Raw genomic sequence first — 20,178 nt, 5'->3', positions numbered from 1 at the left:
GACAATGCTCTCATATATCTGTGATGCGGTGATCCTGCCGTTCCTGTCGCTCTCCATCGCTGCGCTGGGGCTGACAGTGGTGACGGGGCGAGCCGGGCAGTTATCGCTGGGAACCGGGGCATTTATGGCCATCGGCGCTTTCGCGGCCTATGATCTGGATGCTTATGTGCCGGGTACGCCGCAACTGGTCAGTCTGCTGTTCGGTGGTCTGGTGGCGGCTGCGGCGGGTCTGGTCGTGGGACTTCCCAGTCTGCGCCTGCGGGGTTTCTATCTGGCTGTCACAACATTGGCCGCGCAGTTTCTGGTGCCATGGTTGCTGACCAATATTGGCTGGTTCTCCCTGGATGATCCGTCCGGTGTGCTGAGTGCTCCGGCACTGAAGATCGGGTCGTTTGTGTTCGATACGCCCGTGGCACGGGCAGGCTTTGCCGCCGGGGTGGTTGCGGTGCTGACGGCGGTGCTGCTGCGTCTGTCCCGCACAAAGGCCGGACGTGACTGGATTGCCGTGCGCGACATGGAAACGGCGGCCACTGTAGTGGGTGTTCCCGTTCTTCGTACCAAGCTGACGGCATTTGCCATCAGCTCCTTCTTCTGCGGTGTGGCTGGTGTGCTATGGGCTTTTGCCTATTTGCGCACTGTCGAGCCGGCCGGGTTCGACCTCAACCTGTCTTTCCGCATTCTGTTCATCGTCATTATCGGTGGCGCAGGTTCTTTTGTCGGAGCATTTTTCGGCACGGCTTTCATGGTGGCAATGCCGCTGCTGCTCTCACGTCTGGCAGATTATATCGGCGGTGGGGTCATTGATTCCGGTCAACTCGCCAATATCGAAAAAATGCTGATTGGCGGCCTGATCGTTCTGATTCTGATCCGTGAGCCGGACGGCTTATCAGCCCTGCTGCGCCCACGCCAGGCTACGCGCAAGCTCAGCCTTTCAAAATCTCTCTCTCAGGAAATAGTGTCATGAAGAAAAGTTCTTTTGTACGCTCTGCTGTTGCCATATTGGCGCTGGGGACTGTTTTGGCTTCGTCCTTTCCCGCATGGGCGGATGAGCAGTATTTCCCGCTGCAAACCTATCGTGTCGGGCCTTATGCGGCGGGCGGCACTGGTGGGGCTGGTGGCTATATCGACTATCTGACGCTGATCAATGAGCGTGATGGTGGGGTGAATGGTGTAAAGCTGACCTGGAGTGAATGCGAAACCGGATACATCGTGGAAAAAGGCGTTGAGTGCTATGAACGCCTGAAAAATCATCAGCCACCGCCGACGGTCTGGAATCCGATGAGCGTCGGTATCGCCTATGCGATGCTGGAGCGTGTGGCGAAGGACAAGGTGCCGATGTTGACGCTCAACCATGGTCGTACCGACACGACTGATGGTGCGGTGTTTCCTTATGTCTTTCCGTTGCAGCTCAATCCGTGGAGCGAGACCTCCGCGATCGTCAACTATATCGGTCAGCGTCTGGGTGGGGCTGACAAGTTGAAGGGCGCGAAGATCGCGGTGCTGTATCATGGCTCCCCTTACGGCAAGGAAACGATTCCGATTTTTGCTTTGCTGGCAAAGAAATTTGGATTCAGCGTAACAGAGATCGAGGTTCCTGATCCAGGCAGTGAGCAGCAATCCCAGTGGTTGCAGATTCAGCGGCTGAAGCCTGATTTCGTGGTTCTTCGCGGGTGGGGTGTGATGAATCCGGTGGCCCTGCGTACGGCCGTGCAGACCGGATACCCGGTTGATCACGTCATCGGCAATGTATGGAGCAATTCCGAGGAAGATGTGCGTCCGGCAGGGGATGCAGCAAAAGGCTATGTCGCAGTGACGACACATCCGGCAGGCGATCAGTTCCCTGTTCTGAAAGAAATCAGAGAGATTGTTTACAAGAACGGAAAAGGCAATCTCCAGGATCAATCCCGTATCGGCAGCGTGTATCACAATCTTGGCATCATCAATGGCATTCTGACGGTTGAAGCCATTCGTACGGGCCAGGCAAAATTCGGCCATCGCACGTTGACGGGCGAGGAAGTGCAATGGGGGCTTGAGCATCTCAAGCTCGACGATGCCCGTATTGCGCAATTGGGTGCAACGGGGCTGATTCAGCCGATTACCCTGTCCTGCGCTGATCATGAAGGGGGTGGCGCTGTGCGTTTCCAGCAATGGGACGGCACGAAATGGACGCCGATTACGGACTGGATCCATGCGGATCGCGCCTTGCTGCGGCCTCTGATTGAGAAGTCAGCCAACAATTACGCCCGTACCCACAATATTACACCGCGTGACTGCAAGGCGCTGGATCAGCCTTCCTGAAGGGGGAACCGGGACCATGAGCCGGACGTCTTTGTTACAGGCAGAGCATCTGCGTGTCGTCTATAATGATGCGATCCTCGCACTGAAGGATGTTTCCTTCAGTGTCGAGGCGGGGCGTGTCGTGCTGCTGCTGGGTGCCAATGGTGCGGGCAAAAGCACGGCGTTGAAAGCGGCGGGCGGCCTGCTCGCCGCCGAGCGTGGCAAGCTCGAACGGGGGCGTATCCTGCTGGATGGTCTGGACATAGTCGACCGCGCGCCGTTTCAACTGGTGCGCTCCGGCCTGGCCCAGGTGCTGGAGGGGCGGCACTGCTTCCCCTCCCTGACGGTCGAGGGGAATTTGCGCACTGGCGCTCATGCGGTGGGTGCGGGATGGAAAGAACGGAAACGCAGGCTGGAACTGGTCTACACGATCTTCCCTCGTCTGCGGGACAAGCGTCAGGTTGCCGCCGGGCTGACATCGGGAGGGGAGCAGCAGATGACGGCGATCGGCCGGGCCCTGATGGCCTCGCCCCGCCTGCTGCTGCTGGATGAGCCATCAATGGGCCTTGCACCCTCGGTCAGTGATGAGGTGTTCAGCCGTTTGCAGGATCTGAACCGGGAAGGGGTTACCATCCTGCTCGCCGAACAGGGGGCGGAGGCGGCGCTGGAGATCGCCCATGATGTCTATGTGCTGGAACACGGCCTCGTGGCGCTGCATGCCTCGCCGGAGGATGTCCGTCGCAGTGGCGCACTCGCCGCGCTTTATCTGGGGGAGGAACTGGAACAGGCGGCGTAAGTCACAGCACATAGCCCTGCGCGAACAGGGCAGCGCGGAGGTTGCCATGGGTGATGCGGTTCGGGATTGCCTGCGTTACCGTTGGCCGGGCGTGAAAGGCGATGCCAAGGCCAGCAGTTCGCAGCATCGGCAGATCGTTCGCCCCATCGCCGATTGCAAGGCAATCGGCGGCGGTCAAACCCAAAGCGGTGGCATGATCCAGCATGATCTGTCTTTTGCGGCCGGGATCGAGCACCGGTTCACGCAGCAGCCCGGTGAGGCGTCCCGTTTCAATCAGCACTTCATTGCCATGATGGGCGTTGAACCCGGCCAGTGAGGCTGCCTGTGATGTGCAAAGCGTCAGGCCGCCGGAGATCAAAACCGTATATGCTCCGTGCGCCTGCATGGTGCGGACCAGCAGCGCAGCCGCTTCATTCAGCGTGATCGTGCGAAGGATGTCGCCGATGGCGTCTACCGTCATCCCCCGTAGAAGAAGGATGCGGCGGCGAAGGGATGAGGCGAAATCAATCTGCCCCTCTACACTGGCTTGGCTCAGCGCGGTGACTTCGGCGCCTCGCCCGTGCAGGGCGGCGATCCGATCGAGCGTTTCGCCCACCACGATCGTGCTGTCCATGTCGGCTGCCAGCAGGCGTTTGCGGCGCGGCAGGGCGGCGGATTGCACCAGATGGTCGATCTTTGCCTCATCCAATGTATTGGACGGCAATAAAGGGCGGAGGGTTTCCGGTGACAGGGGAGAGGACCATTCGACGGCTTCTCCGGCCGCCAGGACACGTATGGTGCCCCCACCTGTGGCGCTCTGTGTGGAGTCCACCAGATCATCCGGCAGATTCCCCGGCTGTGCCGCAATGAGCGTCACGATGCTTTCAGAGTTCATCTCAGCTTCACCTTGCATGGCCGGGCCATCCTGACAGAAAAGCGGGTATGAAGGAAAAACGTGCTCTGTTTGTGGCCGGTCCGACCTGTAGCGGCAAATCCGCCCTTGCTCTGGCAGTGGCGGAGAGGGTTGGCGGCACGGTCATTAACGCTGATTCCATGCAGATCTACCGCGAATTACGGATTCTGACCGCTCGTCCGGACCAGGAAGAAGAGGCAAGAGTACCGCATCGTCTGTATGGCGTACTCCCTGCGTCTCAACCTGGCAGTGCGGCATGGTGGCGGGATCAGGCCATGACAGCGATGGAGGAAAGCTGGCAACAGGGCCGGCTGCCGATTCTGTGCGGCGGGACCGGGTTGTATTTCCACGCCCTGATGCATGGTTTCGCCGACATCCCCGATCCGGGAGAGGAAGCAAGGCAGGAGGCACGCAGCCTGCTGGCAGAGCTTGGGCCGGAATCGCTGTACGCCCGTCTGGCAGAGGCGGATCCAGTCACGGCCGCTCGGCTGAAACCGCAGGACAGCCAGCGTATCGCCAGGGCATGGGAGGTCTGGCGTGGCACGGGATCAGGTCTGTCAGCCTGGCAGAATCAACCCTCGCAACCTTTGCCTGGCTGGGACTTCGCCGCCATCCGGATCGACCCGCCGAGAGAGGAATTGCGGCAGGCTATCACCGAGCGGTTGCATGGGATGCTGGACAGCGGGGCACTGGCCGAGGTAGAGGCCCTCCGCGCTCAGGCACTGGACCCGTCTCTGCCAGCGATGCGGGCGCATGGGGTGCCGGAGTTTCTGGCTTTCCTGCGCGGAGATATCTCCCTGCCGGAGGCCATGCAGCGTGCGGCTCAGGCGACGATCCGCTACACGAAGCGGCAGGCGACATGGTTTCGTAACCGTCCGTTCGTGAAACCCCCCTTTCTTTATACGATTGATGCGCGAATTGCGTCATTTCAGCAACTTTCAGAAAGAAGTATGGCTGATATGCTCAATTTTATTCGTGCTTTCCATTGACCCGGACACCCTGAAACGATTACCTCTCAGCCTTCGCGCGATTATACCGGGTATCTGTGCGCCGGTCCGCCGAGGGGTTAGTCGAACATGTCCGAAAGCATACCGGCTGCAACGCCGTCCGATTCTTCCCAGACCGAGGCTCTGCCCGGTGCGGAGCTTCTGCTCCGTGCGCTGAAGGATCAGGGTGTAGAGGTTATTTTCGGCTATCCCGGCGGTGCTGTCCTGCCGATTTATGATGCACTGTTCAAGCAGAATGACATCCGCCATATCCTCGTGCGTCATGAGCAGGCGGCAGTGCATGCTGCGGAAGGCTATGCCCGCAGCACGGGCAAGGTGGGCGTGGTTCTCGTCACCTCCGGTCCCGGTGCCACCAATGCGGTGACAGGTCTGGTCGATGCGCTGATGGACAGCATTCCTCTGGTGTGCCTGACCGGTCAGGTGCCGACCCATCTGATCGGCAATGATGCGTTCCAGGAGGCCGATACCACTGGTATCACGCGCCCCGCGACGAAGCATAATTATCTGGTGCGTTCCTCCGCCGATCTGCCGCGCATCGTGCATGAAGCCTTCTATGTCGCCCGTTCCGGCCGTCCCGGTCCGGTGGTGATCGACCTGCCGAAGGATATCGTGATCGGCAAGGCGACCTATACCGAGAAATCCGAGGAGCCACACCGTTCCTATCGCCCGGTGACGCAGCCTGATCCGGCCCGCATCGCTGAGGCCGTGGCGATGATGAAACGTGCCAAGCGCCCTGTTTTCTATGTCGGGGGCGGCGTGATCAATGCCGGGCCGCAGGCATCGCTGACTCTGGGTGATCTGGTGCGCCGTACCGGCTTCCCCTGCACCACCACGCTAATGGGTCTGGGGGCTTTCCCGGCCAATGATCCGCTCTCGATCGGTATGCTGGGCATGCATGGCGTGTACGAAGCCAATATGGCGGTGCACGGCTGTGACCTGCTGATCAATATCGGTGCGCGTTTCGATGACCGTGTGACCGGGCGGCTTGATGCGTTCAGCCCCTTTGCCCGCAAGATTCACGCCGATATCGATCCGTCGAGCATCAACAAGAATGTCCGGGTTGATCTGCCCATCGTCGGTGACGCAGGCCGCATCATTGAAGCGCTGCTGGCGGGCTGGATGGAAGACGGCACCGAGCCTGAAAAGGAAGGTTTGGCGCAGTGGTGGCGGCAGATCGACGAATGGCGGGCTGTTGACAGCCTGAAATACACCCAGTCTGGCACTCGCGGCGCGATCATCAAGCCGCAGCACGCCATCCGCCGTCTGTATGAGATCACCCGTGAAACCGGGCGGGAGACGTTCATCTCCACCGAAGTCGGTCAGCATCAGATGTGGGCGGCCCAGCATTTCCGCTTTGATGCGCCGAATCGCTGGCTGACCTCAGGTGGCCTCGGGACCATGGGGTATGGCCTGCCTGCCGCGATGGGTGCCCAGATCGGAAATCCCGATGCGCTGGTGATCGATGTTGCCGGTGAAGCCAGCATCCTGATGAACATTCAGGAAATGGGTACGCTGGCGCAATATCGCTTGCCGGTGAAGATTTTCATCCTCAATAACGAATATATGGGGATGGTGCGCCAGTGGCAGGATCTGCTGCATGGCGGCCGCTATTCCGAAAGTTATAGTGCCGCTCTGCCGGACTTTGTGAAGCTGGCGGAAAGCTTCCATGCTGTCGGCCTGCGCGCCAAAACCATCGACGACCTCGACCGTGTCATTCACGAAATGCTTGCCACGGACAGGCCGGTGATCGCCGATATTCTCGTCGATCAGAAAGAAAACGTGTTCCCCATGATCCCCTCCGGCGCAGCACATAACGAAATGCTGTTGGGCCCTGAGCATAACGACCGTGCCCGTAATGAACAGAGCGGCGGGATCACCGATGAAGGCATGATGTTGGTCTGATCGAAATGTCCAGGAACATGCCCCTCCTTATGAAGGATCAGCTACGCAACCAGTCTCAGGAAGGTAGCGCAGCGCAGAAGCAGCACGATGCCGGTGCCTATCGCACCGCACTGATCTCCGTGCTCGTCGACAATGAAAGCGGCGTGCTGGCACGGGTGATCGGCCTGTTCTCCGGCCGTGGCTACAACATTGACAGCCTGACCGTCGCCTCGGTCGAGAGCGATGATGGTGTTTATGCAGGCCGTAGTCGCATTAACATCCTGACCTCCGGCACCGAAATGGTGATCGAGCAGATCAAGGCCCAGCTCGACCGTCTGGTTCCGGTCCATCGTGTGATGGATCTGACCATGCAGGGGCCCTATCTGGCCCGCGAACTGGCGCTGATCAAGGTTGTGGCGCATGGGGAAAATCGGGTGGAGGCGCTGCGTCTGGCCGATGCCTTCCGCGCCAAGGTCATCGACGCCACACTGGAAAGCTTTGTGTTCGAGATGACTGGCGATCCGGACAAGCTTGATGCGTTCCTGGAACTGATGCGCCCGCTTGGTCTTGCGGAAGTATCACGTACCGGCGTTGCGGCTATTCTCCGCGGCGCGGGAACGATCTAGAGAACCACCTGCCGTCCCCTGTTTGTCAGGAACGGCCTGACTGAATTGCCGGCTGGCTTTCCGGGGGAAAGTCTGGCCCGCCCGCAACATGTGGCCTTTCTGACAATCATGGCCGCCGAGAGAATGGAGTGAACCGATGCGCGTCTATTACGATCGTGACGCCGATCTGAACCTGATCAAGGGCAAGAAGGTTGCGGTCATTGGCTATGGCAGCCAGGGCCATGCCCATGTGCTGAATATGCGTGACAGCGGCGTGAAGGATTTGGTGGTCGGCCTGCGCAAGGGCTCTTCCGCTGTTGCCAAGGCCGAGGGCGAGGGCCTGAAGGTCATGGAACCCGCCGAAGCTGCCGCCTGGGCCGATGTGGTGATGATCCTGACCCCGGATGAGAGCCAGGCCGATCTGTATCGCGAGCATCTGCACGCTAATCTGCGTCCTGGCGCAGCACTGGCTTTCGCACATGGCCTGAACATCCATTTCAACCTGATCGAGCCGCGCTCCGACATCGATGTGTTCATGATCGCGCCGAAAGGCCCCGGTCATACCGTGCGCGGCGAGTACCAGAAAGGTGGCGGCGTGCCGTGTCTGGTCGCGGTGGCGCAGAATGCATCCGGCAATGCGCTGGAAATCGCGCTATCCTACGCCTCTGCCGTTGGTGGTGGCCGTGCGGGTATCATCGAGACCACCTTCAAGGAAGAATGCGAAACCGACCTGTTCGGTGAGCAGGCCGTGCTGTGCGGCGGTCTGGTCGAGCTGATCCGCGCCGGGTTCGAAACGCTGGTCGAGGCTGGGTATGCTCCGGAAATGGCGTATTTCGAGTGCCTGCACGAAGTAAAGCTGATCGTTGATCTGATCTATGAAGGCGGTATCGCCAACATGAACTATTCGATCAGCAACACGGCGGAATATGGCGAATACGTGACCGGTCCGCGCATCGTGACGCCGGAAACCAAGGCCGAGATGAAGCGCGTGCTGGAAGATATCCAGAGCGGCCGTTTCGTGCGTGACTTCATGCTGGAAATGAAGGTGAACGGCGCCAGCTTCAAGTCCATTCGTCGTCGCAATAACGAGCATCAGATCGAGCAGGTCGGTGAGCGTCTGCGCGCCATGATGCCGTGGATTGCAAAGGGTAAGCTGGTCGACAAGGCCCGTAACTGATCTTTTCTTTCTATCTGCCTGATCGAAAACACCCCCGTCCTGTGACGGGGGTGTTTTTTATTTGATGGCCTGAACTGCTAGGGAACGAGGGGAAACGAAACAGTCAGGCATCAAACACCTTCCATCCGCTCATCGAGATCAACGGGCTGGTGTGGCAGGGTAATAGCCCGGCGGCGGTGGCACATAGGGGGTGGCTGGCGGTGCATAGCTTGGCATGCCTGGCGGTGCGTAGGTACCAGTAGTAGCAGGCGGATAGGCACCTGTAGGATATGGCATCGCTGGACTACCGACGGGCGCAGTGCCGAGGGCAGGGCCGTTGGTGGCACGAATGCTCTGCAATTGCTGCGCGTTCAGCGCTTCAATGGCTTCATCGCCCGTGTCATTGCCCTGATCGACCTGACGATCGATATTATGGTGGGGATGGCGGGCATTGGCCGCGTCTGCGTGCCCTACACCCCCAAGCATCATTCCTGCGAGAGCGGCAACACCTAACAGGCTGCGAAGGGAATGAACTGTCTGCATGAATGGCCTCCTTCGTGGCGCATTGTCGTTCGGTCACACCTGTCAGCAAGCCGGCGCAACCGCGATAGTATGTGAACGCATCAACAGGCGTGGGTTTCCATGACGTTTTGGGGAATGGAGTGCGTCTTACTTTTTTCCTCTCGATGTGTTGCTATCTTTTCTCAGCATAAGACAGTCTGTGAGTGCCGGACAAAAACAGAGGAAAACCCAGCATGGCCTATGTCAAGACGCGCGATGGAACACAGCTTTTCTATCACGACTGGGGGCATGGGCGCCCGGTCATCCTGATCCATGGTTGGCCCCTGAATGCCGATATGTGGGAATATCAGCAGGTGTTCCTTGCAGAGCATGGGTTCCGGACCATTGCCTATGACCGGCGTGGCTTTGGACGATCAGATAAACCCTGGACTGGCTATGATTACAACACTTTGGCCGATGATCTTGCGGATATGATCAATACTCTGGATCTGCACGATGCGGCTCTGGTCGGGTTTTCAATGGGCGGTGGAGAGGTAGCGCGTTACCTGTCACGGCACGGTACTGATCGTATCGGCAAGGCTGCGCTGGTTGCGGCAGTAACACCATTTCTGTTGCGGACGGAGGATCATCCCGAAGGGGTTGATGGGGCGGCCTTTGATCAAATGATCAATTCAATTCGCTCAGACCGGGCCAGTTTCATGGCTGGCTTCGGGCGGATTTTCTTCGGGGCCGGTTTGCTGAATTTCCAGGTGACATCAGACATCTTGCAATGGAGTTGGGGCCTGGCAATGCAGGCATCTCCCAAAGCAACGCTCGACTGTGTAAGGGCCTTCAGTGCCACCGATTTCCGGGCAGATATGAGTCATTTTACCATGCCGACGTTGATCGTTCATGGTGATGCTGATGCGACAGTTCCCCCCGACATCACGGCCCATGAGGCTGCAAGGCTGATTCCGCATGCTACGTTGAAAGAATATGAAGGGGAGCCTCATGGACTATACTTTACCGCTAGAGACAGATTAAACAGTGATTTGATAGCATTTTTGTCGGCCTAGGCTGAATTAACATCCAGTATAGCCAGATCATGATGATAAAGAGATGCATGACCTGACGAAATATATAATAGCTTCTATGTTAAGTTGGAAGAAAATTACTGCTTGGGCATTTGCGGGCTATAATGAGGCAGGGAAGTTCCGAATCTTCTTCTTTAATGAATCAAGTATATCAAGGCAACGAGATAGAGCCTTAAGAGAAAATATAAGGCCCCAAAAATATAAATAATCATGGTTGTGATTATTTTCGAAATGTCAAAAAATGTTTATTAAAATAATATGTAGTAAAATCAAAATATATAGGAATTTTTTGGTCTCATTTAGTAAAGTAATTTTTTTTATATCCACACCTATGGTAAAATCATATTACACAGGATTATCCCTTAAGGCAAAAATATGTGCCAATTCTGTTGAATGTGATATAAAGCGTTTTACTCCTAACGGGATTTCTAGTTTTTGTTTGTTTCAATAGAATAAAATCATAGTAATTAATATTTTCTGGGCGTTTTTGAATTGCAGATAAATTCTAATGAAGCAGAATTTTTTGCAATTAAAATTCTAAAGTTTAATAATCATTAATATTATACAATATAAAAAGCATTTCAGAGGTTATTGAATAAATATTTATTTCATAAAAATTTTTTATTTATCTTAAAAAATATATTTTTTAAATATATAATGCCTTGAATTGTAATTTTCAAGCAATATTTTTCATTTTATAAAAATGAAAAATCTCATCATAACCCCACAACATTTATTCGGGTAGATTTTTTATAAATATATTTAATTTCGTTTAATTATAAATCGTTCCAAAAAAATAAAAATGTAAAAAATATACTTATATTGATATTGAAAGCTTTTATAACTTTTAAAAATGAAATTTTTTCCAACAAAGTTAAGTTTTTAATAATTTTAATATAGTAAAAATAAAATACATCATATCGATAATAATATTTATATTATAAAATGAACAATGCAATAAACAATTAAAAATTTTACACTTTAACTTCATTTTTATTTACAATATCATATTAAATATCTTATAGGCCGTGAGAATATGTTTGGTACCAGTCCAACAGAATATTGTTAATTTGTTTAATTTTTAAGGCGGTTGTGATATGACCACGCTGACGTCGACTACCTCGGGTGTTATTCTTACGACTGCCTCATTAAATCCGATTCTTATTTTAGCGGGGACGACAGTCGCGAATACCGCTGGTATCGGGATACAGAGCAGTCTTAGTACTGCCTGGACGATCAATAACACTGGTGCGGTTACAGGAAGCACTATTGGTATCAGCCTTGCCGCGGCTGGAACGATCAACAACCTTGCTGGCGGCATTATCAGCGGCGGCAGCTATGCTATCGCTATTGCCGGAACCGGCGGTGTTATCAGCAATGCCGGGACAATCACCAGCACTTCCTTCCGTGGCATTAATGCAGGCACAAGTGCTGCCATTAACAACTCCGGCCTGATCAGCTCGGTGTCCGATGGCGTCAATGGAACCAGCAGCACCCTGGTCAATTCCGGCACCATCCTGTCCAGCTCTAACAGCCTGAGTGGTGCCTTCCTGTTTGGCACCGGTAACGTCATTTCAAACAGTGCTGGCGGACTGATCCAGGGTGGATTTGCTGGTGCAGGTATTGAAAATGGTACTATCTCCAATGCTGGTACACTGAATGCCAATGGAAATAGTGGTAAGGGCGCCTGGCTTTCAGGTACGGGTCTAGTAAGCAATACCAATCTTATCAGCGGCTCGACGTATGGTTTATATATTGGTTCAGGTACAGTCAGTAATACGGGAACTTCCGCGCAGATTATAGGTACAGCATCTGCAGGCATTGTATTTAGCAACACAACCAGTAGCGGCAATGTCATCAATAGTGGCCTTATATCTGGTGCCACATATGGCGTCTCGTTTGCTAATACCGGCACAATAACTAACCTCACTAGCGGCATTATCAGCGGCGGCAGCTATGCTATCACTATTGCCGGAACTGGCGGTGTTATCAGCAATGCCGGGACAATCACCAGCACTTCCTTCCGTGGCATTAATGCAGGCACAAGTGCTGCCATTAACAACTCCGGCCTGATCAGCTCGGTGTCCGATGGCGTCAATGGAACCAGCAGCACCCTGGTCAATTCCGGCACCATCCTGTCCAGCTCCAGCAGCCTGAGTGGTGCCTTCCTGTCTGGCACCGGGAACGTCATTTCAAACAGTGCTGGCGGACTGATCCAGGGCGGCTTCTACGGTGCTGGTGTCAATAGTGGTTCCATCAATAACGCAGGGAGCATTGTTGCATTTGGCTCCGCTGGTATTGCCGTTAGGGGAATTGGCAATTTAGCCACGCTTGTTAACAGTGGTGTCGTCAATACCACTGGAAGCGCTGGTCAGGGCGTGTTGTTTGATACGGGTGGACTGGTCACGAACTCTGCCAGTGGCACGATCTCCGGCAACTTCGTTGGCGTCAGCGTTTTCGGTAATACGACTGTCGCAGGCACAGTGATCAACGCCGGGCTTATTACCGATAATGGTGGTACTCTTACAGCTGCGAGTGGTGTCTTTCTTTCCAATACCTCGGCAGATTATCTGAAAAACTCCGGCACCATCCTTGAAACAGGAACCGGTGCAGGTATCGGCTTTCTGGCGGCTGTCCGTCTTGCGTCCGGCGGAACTGTTATCAACAGCGGCAGTATCGGTGCAACAGGCACCCGCGGCATCGCTATCCGTCTCGATGTGGGTGGCACGATCACCAACTCCGGCACAATCTCGGCTGCCGGAACCGCCAATGTTACGAACGGTGCTGGCGCTGCTATCTATATGAGCGGCACAGGAAACAACCTGCTGCAGCTCGGCGTTGCATCCGATATCATCGGCACCGCCGTTGCTAACTCGGCCGGCGCCAATACACTCGAAATGCTCTCCGGAAGCTCTGCAGGAAGCATCAGTGGCTCCAATTTCGTCAATTTCCAGACCGGCACTGTCGATGCCGGCGCTTCCTGGACGCTGGGTGGTAACAGCACCTTTACCAACCTGCGTAACAGTGGATCTTTGACAAACACAGGCACTATCAATGGTGCCAATGTCACACTGATCAATGGTGCCCTGCTGAGCAACGCGGCTGGTGCGACCATCGTCAGCGCGGGCAACGTGGTCATTGCTTCTGATAGCGTTCAAGCAACAGTGATCAATGCGGGTAGCATCCTTGCCACGGGTGCTAATCCGTGGGGTGTGCTGATCACGGGTAATGTGACCAACCAGGCCAGTGGTCTGATCCAGGCCCAGCTGAGCAACGGCTATGGCGTGCAAATCACGAACGGCACCGTTGCCAATGCCGGCGCCATAACGGGCGGTGTCGCGACCGGTGGTGCTGGTGTCTATCTTTCTGGCACCGCGGGTTTGGTCAGCAATACTGGCACGATCAGTTCCAGTGGTGGTTGGGGCGTCTATGCCTCGGCTACCACAGTTGCGACTATTACCAATAGCGGTCTGATTTCTGGCGCAAACTTTGGCGTTTTCCTGGGTGGGACGGGGACAGTTTCCAACCTTGCCGGTGGCATTATCAGCAGCACAAATAGCTATGCTATCGCTATTGCCGGAACCGGCGGTGTCATCAGCAATGCCGGGACAATCACCAGCACTTCCTTCCGTGGCATTAATGCAGGCACAAGCGCTGCCATTAACAACTCCGGCCTGATCAGCTCGGTGTCCGATGGCGTCAATGGAACCAGCAGCACCCTGGTCAATTCCGGCACCATCCTGTCCAGCTCCAGCAGCCTGAGTGGTGCCTTCCTGTTTGGCACCGGCAATGTCATCACCAACAGTGCTGGCGGACTGATCCAGGGCGGCTTCTACGGTGCTGGTGTCAATGGTGGTTCCATCAATAACGCAGGGAGCATTGTTGCGTTTGGCTCCGGCGGTAGCAGCGTTAGGGGAAATGGCGGTGCGGCCACGCTTGTTAACAGCGGTGTCGTCAATGCCACTGGAACCTTCGGTCAGGGCGTGTTGTTTAACACGAATGGCCAGGTCACGAACTTGGCCGGTGGTACAATTTCCGGCAATTTCAATGCCATTAGCCTTTTCAGTACCTCTGCAACTGTTGGAGGTGCCGTCACCAATGTAGGGCTGATTACCGATAATGGTGGTACTCTTACGGCTGCTCATGGCGTGTTCCTGTCCAATACCTCGTCCGATTATCTGGACAACTCCGGCACCATCCTTGAAACAGGAACCGGTGTAGGCATTGGTGATCTAGGGGCCGTCCGTCTTGCATCTGGCGGAACTGTTATCAACACTGGCCGCATCGGTGTGACAGGCACCAATGCCACCGGTATCCGTCTTGATGTGGGTGGCACGATCACCAACTCCGGCACTATTTCGGCTGCCGGAACCGCCAATGTTACGAACGGTGCTGGCGCTGCTATCTATATGAGCGGCACAGGAAACAACCTGCTGCAGCTCGGCGTTGCATCCGATATCATCGGCACCGCCGTTGCTAACTCGGCCGGCACCAATACACTCGAAATGCTTTCTGCTGCCCTTTCAGGAACCATAAGCGGATTAGGCATCAATTATATTGGCTTCCAGAATGCCGTTATTGATACCGGTGCTATATGGAATGTAGGCGGAAGCAATACGATTGCTGCTGGTAATACTCTGCTTAATAAAGGCATATTGACGAGCAGCGGTACCCTCACAGTTGGGGGCCTCATGACCAATGCTGCCAGTGCAGCTTTCAATGGAAATGTTGGTCTCTCGGCCGGTGGCACAATCAACAATACCGGTGCAATTTCCGGCATGGTCAATGGCGGTGGCACGAATGCGCTGCTCAACAATCTGGGCACTGTCACTGGAACCGGCGCAATTGCAGTCAGCCTAGGTAGCGCAGGTACTGTCAGCAATTTTGGTACTATCTCCAACGCAGGTAGCACCGCCGTCTATTTTGGTGGTGTTGGGACCAGTGTTCTGAATCTGAATGCCGGACAAGTTATCATTGGCTCCATCATCGGTGCAGGAAGTGTCAATCGTCTGAATCTGATTGGGGGAGGGGCAACTAATACACCCACTCTTTCTGGTCTTGGTTCCACTATTGTCGGTTTCAATCAGATTACGGCTGCCTCCGGCTCTAACTGGCAGCTGACTGGCAGTAACTCGATTTCCGCGACTCAGACTTTTGTTGCGACGGGAGCCAGCCTGACCAACACCGGAACATTTACTGGCAGACTGACCCTGAGCACAGCAAGTACGCTGAGCAATACAGGTAGTTTGATCGCGAATTCTGATGGAACCGTCCTTTCGATGAGTGCGGATGCCAACCGACTCATTCTGGTACCAACGGCAGTCGTCAATGGAACAGTGTCTGCTGTTGGAGTGGCTAACATACTGGAACTGGCATCTGGAGGAACGCGCGGAACGATCAGCGGAATCGGCACTCAGTATATTGGTCTTAATGTTCAAATTGATCAGAATGCCTATTGGACAGTAATTGGCAGCAATTCCGTTGCAAGCGGCCTGACAATGAGTGTCGCAGGCACGCTTGAGAATCGCGGCGTCCTAAATAATAGCGGAACAATTCTTGATACAGGCCTGATCGATAACTATGGCACAGTTAACGGTGCAGTCAGCCTGATTTCAGGTGGTCGGTTTATCAATAGTGATGGAGCAGTTTTTAACTCTGGTGGTGCTGCGATTTCTGGGCAGCAGGTGACTATCAGTAATAGCGGCACGCTTTCAGGGAGTGGCACAGCCGGGTATGGAGCCTCCGTTGCCGGCAGTGGAACTATTACTAATACTGGGCTTATCCAGGGAAGCTTCCGTGGTATTCAGTTTGGTAGCAATCCTGCTACTGTTTATAATTCCGGTATTGTTACTGGTAGCGTGGCAGATGGTATTCGACTGCTGAATGGAGGTTTTGTCAGCAACATTGCAGGTGCCATTATCCAAGGTGGCACAGTCGGTATTTATGCTACTGGCACGAATACGGCCATTATCTCTAATGACGCTGGTGGCCTTATTCAGGGTACGTCTGCCTCCGGTATCGGCATCAGCTTGGTATCCTCCGGCACAATTACCAACGGTGGTTCAATTGTTGGCCAGAGCGGTACCGCTGTTGTTATGGGCGGAACAGGCCGAAATCTTCTTCAGTTGGTTGCTAGCTCGCAGATTGTTGGTTTGGTAACTGCCAATTCTGTGGGGACAAATACCCTGTCGTTAATGTCCTCTGCAACGACAGGAACTATTAGTGGTCTTGGTGTCAGTTATGTTAATTTTCAGACTGTCAATGTAGCCAGCAATGCAAACTGGGCTATGACGGGTAACAATACTTTGGCGGCTGGCTATGTGCTGACTAACAATGGCACATTAAATAATAATGGCATACTGTCAGTCAGTGGCTCGGTAATAAATTCAACTAACGCAACCATTGCAGGTCCAGTAACACTAACAAATAGTGCAGCAATTTCTAATAGTGACCGTGTAAATGGTAGCATTGTTGGCGCAGGTGCTGCAAATACCGTCATCAATTATGGCACGCTTGTTGGAACAGCTGCAGCAGGAAACAATATTTCCTTTTCTGGAGCCGGCACTGTCACCAATTATGGTTTGATCGGAACCAATGGCGGAACTGCTATTATCTTTAGTGGTGCAGGTTCTAATTTACTACAAATTGGGGTCAGCTCCCAGATCAGTGGAGCCGTTTCCGCTAACGCATCAGGCACGAACTTGTTGGAAATGCTGTCCGGAGCATCTGCCGGAACAGTCAATGCTTCCAATTTTCTTAATTTTCAGACCAGCACTGTTGATGCGGGTGCAACATGGACCCTGTCTGGAATAGGCAGTTTTAATAATCTACTCAATAGCGGCACACTGACAAATACAGGAACCCTAAACGGTACGACTGTTACTTTGTCTAATGGGGCTATACTGACGAATGCGTCTGGTGGAACCATTACAAATTCCGTTGCGAATGGTTATGCTATTACTGTTAACACTAGTATAGCTGGCGCAATTATTAATAATGCTGGCACGATTATCAGCAGCAGTTATCGCGGCGTTAATGCAGGCACAAGCGCTGCCATTAACAACTCTGGCCTGATCAGCTCGGTGTCCGATGGCGTCAATGGAACCAGCAGCACCCTGGTCAATTCCGGAACAATCAAATCTAGCTCTTCCCTCTTCAGTGGTGCCTTCCTGTCTGGCACCGGCAATGTCATCACCAACAGTGCTGGCGGACTGATCCAGGGCGGCTTCTACGGTGCTGGTGTCAATGGTGGTTCCATCAATAACGCAGGGAGCATTGTTGCATTTGGCTCCGCTGGTATTGCCGTTAGGGGAATTGGCAATTTAGCCACGCTTGTTAACAGTGGTGTCGTCAATACCACTGGAAGCGCTGGTCAGGGCGTGTTGTTTGATACGGGTGGACTGGTCACGAACTCTGCCAGTGGCACGATCTCCGGCAACTTCGTTGGCGTCAGCGTTTTCGGTAATACGACTGTCGCAGGCACAGTGATCAACGCCGGGCTTATTACCGATAATGGTGGTACTCTTACAGCTGCGAGTGGTGTCTTTCTTTCCAATACCTCGGCAGATTATCTGAAAAACTCCGGCACCATCCTTGAAACAGGAACCGGTGCAGGTATCGGCTTTCTGGCTGCTGTCCGTCTTGCGTCCGGCGGAACTGTTATCAACAGCGGCAGTATCGGTGCAACAGGCACCAATGCCACCGGTATCCGTCTTGATGTGGGTGGCACGATCACCAACTCCGGCACAATCTCGGCTGCCGGAGCGGCCAATGTTACGAACGGCGCTGGCGCTGCTATCTATATGAGCGGCACAGGAAACAACCTGCTGCAGCTCGGCGTTGCATCCGATATCATCGGCACCGCCGTTGCTAACTCGGCCGGCGCCAATACACTCGAAATGCTCTCCGGGAGCTCTGCAGGAAGCATCAGTGGATTGGGCGTAAATTATATTGGCTTCCAGAACCTGGTCGTTGATGCTGGCGCATCTTGGGTTGTGGGAGGATCCAATACGGTTTCCTCCAACTCCGCATTGTTCAATAAAGGTAATTTAACAAATACAGGCTCCTTTTCTGGTGCAGTGACGATGGCTGCGAATGCTGCATTGACCAATGCGGCAACCGCCGTTCTCTCAAACGGAAACCTGTCTTCTGCTATCTTTAGTGCAGGATCAGGTGTGGCCATTATTAACGCGGGCACCATTCAGGGTGGACAGCCTGTAAATGCGTTGATTTCACTGGGTAATGCCGCAACGCTGGTCAATAGTGGACAGATACTGGGATCAGGCTCTGCCTCTACCGGCGTGACAATGGGAGCTGCCGGAACAATCAGCAATACCGGAACGATTGCTATTACCGGTGCAACCAATACTGCAGTTGCAATCGTCTCTGGAGCCTTCAACAATACCGGCTTGATCAGTGCTGACATTGGTCAGTCAACTGGTATTAGTGTTAGCGGCGTGGGGAGCATTACCAACTCCGGGACAATCAGTGCAATTGGTGCGCTCGGTCAAGCAATTGTGCTGACTGGCGGAGGAACGGTCGTTAATACTGGAACGATCCATACCCAAAGCACATTCAGAAGTGCTATCAATTTCGGTGCTGGTAACAGTCGTCTGGCAATCAGCGGCAGCAGCGCCATTATTGGTAAGGTTACGGCTGCTGGCACTGGCAACGTACTTGAGCTTGATGGTGCGGGTACCACTCTGAGCGGGTTTGGGACACAATATACCGGGTTCCAGACGATCAACGTGAAGGGTGATGGATGGGTGTTGGCGGATACGCTGACCAACACGAATATCCTGCTGCAGACGACCGGCACAGTGACGGTCTCTCAGACGCTGGATTCCTCCAACACGATTACGTTGGGTGGCACGAGTTCTGCGGGTGTCGGGTCTGGTAACATTATCATCAGCACGCCAGGCACGGCATTGGCTGCAACCGTTTCCGATTTTGGTAACGGTGAATCCATCACCCTGACCGGATTGGCCTATCAGGCTTCCGACGTGGTGAATGTGGTGAGTAATGGGGGCAATGTCTTCCTGGTCCTGTCTCATGTTGCCAGCGATGGGACAACGACCCCGTATTACTCGATCAAGCTTGATCCGAACGCACATGATCAGAACTACAAGATGCGTCAGGCATCCGGTGGGAATGGCGTAACGGTCTATGATGACGGCACACCTTGCTATGTGCATGGCACGCTGATCCTGACGGATCGTGGTGAGGTTCCGGTTGAAGATCTGCAGATCGGTGATCACGTGATCACAGCGGGTGAGGCAGTTCGTCCGATCCGCTGGCTGGGCCGTCGGAGCTACAATGGTCGCTTTATCCAGGGTCGTCGTGATGTGCTGCCGGTTCGTATCCGTCAGGGGGCTTTGGACGGGGTTCTGCCGAAGCGTGACCTGCTGGTATCCCCGCTCCATGCGATGTTCATCGATGGCGTTCTGGTTCCGGCCGGTCGTCTGGTGAACGGTGTTTCCATCGTTCAGGAACAGCATGTGGAGACAGTGAGCTACGTGCATATCGAGCTGGATACGCATGATGTGGTGTTTGCCGAGGGTGCTGCCTCCGAAACCTATGTGGAGGACAACAACCGGAACATGTTCCACAATGCACATACTTATACTGGAAAAGGTGCTGCGAAGGTGAAAGCTCGTGGAAGGAAGCGGAACGGTGTGGCTGCTGCACGCTACTGCGCAACACGTGTAGAAGATGGGAGACAGCTAGAAGCCATTCGCGCAAAAGTAGCAAATTTGATTTTAGAAACAAAATTAAAAATGTCAAAATTGGGGTAATAAAATCAAATAAATGATAAGATTCTAATCTAAAAATAGAAAAATAAAACGGAATTTACAATAATTAAAAAATTTCGTTTTATTTTTATTTGCCTTGACCCGAATAAATTTTTATGATTTATTTAATTAATAAATATTATTTGGCTTTTGAAATAATGCTGCTGGTCAAATCTGA

At 53.9% G+C, this 20,178-nt stretch carries 11 protein-coding genes; 9 read left to right on the top strand and 2 right to left on the bottom strand.

The annotated features are described in order from the left end of the window. Nucleotides 1-4: 4 nt before the first annotated feature. The 3 genes from GbCGDNIH6_RS07590 to GbCGDNIH6_RS07580 are packed head-to-tail and all read left to right on the top strand — an operon-like array spanning nucleotide 5 to nucleotide 3,073. A complete protein-coding gene (locus tag GbCGDNIH6_RS07590) occupies nucleotides 5-964 on the top strand; it encodes a branched-chain amino acid ABC transporter permease (RefSeq protein WP_072563436.1) in 960 nt (319 codons plus the stop codon). Further along, on the top strand, nucleotides 961-2,298 hold the full coding sequence (locus GbCGDNIH6_RS07585; protein ID WP_072563435.1) for an ABC transporter substrate-binding protein: 1,338 nt from the start codon (nucleotides 961-963) through the stop codon (nucleotides 2,296-2,298). Before GbCGDNIH6_RS07590 ends, GbCGDNIH6_RS07585 begins: the two co-directional genes overlap by 4 nt. A gap of 16 nt (nucleotides 2,299-2,314) precedes the next feature. Next, nucleotides 2,315-3,073: an ABC transporter ATP-binding protein gene (locus tag GbCGDNIH6_RS07580; RefSeq protein ID WP_072563434.1), complete on the top strand. Its 759-nt coding sequence runs from the start codon at nucleotides 2,315-2,317 to the stop codon at nucleotides 3,071-3,073. Nucleotide 3,074: 1 nt separating this feature from the next. Here GbCGDNIH6_RS07580 and serB read toward each other — a convergent pair whose 3' ends face one another. After that, entirely contained in the window at nucleotides 3,075-3,965 is an 891-nt protein-coding gene (gene serB / locus GbCGDNIH6_RS07575) for a phosphoserine phosphatase SerB (protein WP_081370026.1), read from the bottom strand. A gap of 29 nt (nucleotides 3,966-3,994) precedes the next feature. On the opposite strand from serB, the gene miaA reads away from it, so the two are divergent. The 4 genes from miaA to ilvC all read left to right on the top strand — a co-directional run bounded on the left by miaA (nucleotide 3,995) and on the right by ilvC (nucleotide 8,635). Then, on the top strand, nucleotides 3,995-4,954 hold the full coding sequence (miaA, locus tag GbCGDNIH6_RS07570) for a tRNA (adenosine(37)-N6)-dimethylallyltransferase MiaA (RefSeq protein ID WP_072563433.1): 960 nt from the start codon (nucleotides 3,995-3,997) through the stop codon (nucleotides 4,952-4,954). 87 nt (nucleotides 4,955-5,041) lie between these two features. Continuing rightward, nucleotides 5,042-6,874: an acetolactate synthase 3 large subunit gene (locus tag GbCGDNIH6_RS07565; RefSeq protein WP_072563432.1), complete on the top strand. Its 1,833-nt coding sequence runs from the start codon at nucleotides 5,042-5,044 to the stop codon at nucleotides 6,872-6,874. A gap of 29 nt (nucleotides 6,875-6,903) precedes the next feature. After that, nucleotides 6,904-7,479 (top strand): acetolactate synthase small subunit, encoded by a 576-nt coding sequence (ilvN, locus tag GbCGDNIH6_RS07560; protein ID WP_232449751.1) that lies wholly within the window; start codon nucleotides 6,904-6,906, stop codon nucleotides 7,477-7,479. Between the two features lie 136 nt (nucleotides 7,480-7,615). Next, nucleotides 7,616-8,635, top strand: a complete 1,020-nt coding sequence (ilvC, locus tag GbCGDNIH6_RS07555) for a ketol-acid reductoisomerase (protein WP_011632180.1) — start codon at nucleotides 7,616-7,618, stop codon at nucleotides 8,633-8,635. Between the two features lie 138 nt (nucleotides 8,636-8,773). Here the strand turns inward: ilvC and GbCGDNIH6_RS12400 are convergent, their stop codons facing one another. Further along, a complete protein-coding gene (locus GbCGDNIH6_RS12400) occupies nucleotides 8,774-9,157 on the bottom strand; it encodes a hypothetical protein (RefSeq protein WP_157692364.1) in 384 nt (127 codons plus the stop codon). A gap of 212 nt (nucleotides 9,158-9,369) precedes the next feature. Here GbCGDNIH6_RS12400 and GbCGDNIH6_RS07550 point away from each other — a divergent pair, with 212 nt between their 5' ends. Beyond that, complete coding sequence (locus GbCGDNIH6_RS07550; protein ID WP_072563431.1) at nucleotides 9,370-10,191, top strand: alpha/beta fold hydrolase; 822 nt, start codon at nucleotides 9,370-9,372, stop codon at nucleotides 10,189-10,191. A 1,115-nt stretch (nucleotides 10,192-11,306) separates the two neighbouring features. Next, nucleotides 11,307-20,003, top strand: a complete 8,697-nt coding sequence (locus GbCGDNIH6_RS07545; RefSeq protein WP_072563430.1) for a Hint domain-containing protein — start codon at nucleotides 11,307-11,309, stop codon at nucleotides 20,001-20,003. The last annotated feature ends 175 nt before the right edge of the window (nucleotides 20,004-20,178 follow it).

The sequence above is a fragment of the Granulibacter bethesdensis genome, assembly GCF_001889525.1.
In the GTDB taxonomy this organism is placed as follows: domain Bacteria; phylum Pseudomonadota; class Alphaproteobacteria; order Acetobacterales; family Acetobacteraceae; genus Granulibacter; species Granulibacter bethesdensis_C.
The sequence above is the reverse complement of the archived record's forward strand: the minus strand, read 5'-3'. Positions and strand labels throughout refer to the sequence as shown.